This is a genomic window from Bacillus sp. LR--39, assembly GCF_053613335.1.
In genome coordinates this window covers 1-1,135 of sequence record NZ_JBSIOT010000285.1, presented here as the reverse complement: position 1 = coordinate 1,135, position 1,135 = coordinate 1, and the positions used below count along the sequence as shown (strand labels likewise).

Below are 1,135 nucleotides of genomic sequence, written 5' to 3'. Positions count from 1 at the left end.
TCTTGGAGATAACGCGGCTCTTCTTAGCGGGTCCGGCAATTACACGGTCCGTCGCTTCGTCAATATCACGCGCATCGATTTTTTTCTTGTTTTGACGAGCCGCTACAAGCGCAGCTTCATTCAAGAGGTTTTCTAAGTCAGCGCCTGAGAAGCCTGGTGTTCTCATGGCAATTGATTTTAGGTTAACCGTTTCATCCAGCGGTTTGTTTCTCGCATGGACTTTCAATACAGCTTCACGGCCAATGACATCTGGGCGGTCCACTGTGATTTGACGGTCAAAACGTCCCGGACGAAGTAAGGCTGGGTCCAAGATGTCCGCACGGTTCGTCGCAGCAATGATGATAATTCCTTCATTAGCGCTGAATCCGTCCATTTCAACAAGCAATTGGTTTAGCGTCTGTTCACGTTCATCGTGTCCACCGCCGAGACCAGCGCCACGCTGGCGTCCGACTGCGTCAATTTCATCAATGAAGATCAAACAAGGCGCATTCTTTTTCGCATTTTCAAACAAGTCACGCACACGGGAAGCACCGACCCCTACAAACATTTCAACGAAATCAGATCCGCTGATGCTGAAGAAAGGTACGCCGGCTTCTCCTGCACAAGCCTTGGCAAGCAATGTTTTACCGGTACCCGGAGGTCCGACTAAAAGCACGCCTTTCGGTATTCTGGCGCCGAGCTCGGCAAACTTGCGGGGATCTTTCAGAAACTCAACAACTTCAACAAGTTCTTGCTTTTCTTCGTCAGCCCCTGCAACGTCTTTAAATTTGACGCGTTTCTTTTCCTCTGTATACAGCTTCGCTTTACTCTTGCCAAAGTTCATGACACGGCTGCCGCCGCCTTGAGCCTGATTGAGCAGGAAGAAAAACAGAATAAAGATAATGACAAATGGGATGATGGTCGTCAGGAACGTCACCCATCCGCTTGTTTCTTGAGCGGGCTCAACCTTTACGTCTGTCTTTTTCAAAGCGTTAAATATCTGGTCTGCTCCCTTTCCTTCAGGAACATGAGTCAAGAAGTATTGATCTTTGTCGTAGTTTTTCAGCTGCCCTTTTACCTCATAAACACCTCTGACAGGCTGAACCGATACGCTATCAACTTTCCCGTCATCCAGGTTTTTGATGAACGTACTGTA

The 1,135-nt window shown here is 48.2% G+C and carries 1 pseudogene; it reads right to left on the bottom strand.

The features are described from left to right. A pseudogene (gene ftsH / locus ACWHAR_RS22550) lies at window positions 1–1,135 on the bottom strand (ATP-dependent zinc metalloprotease FtsH); the annotation flags it as partial.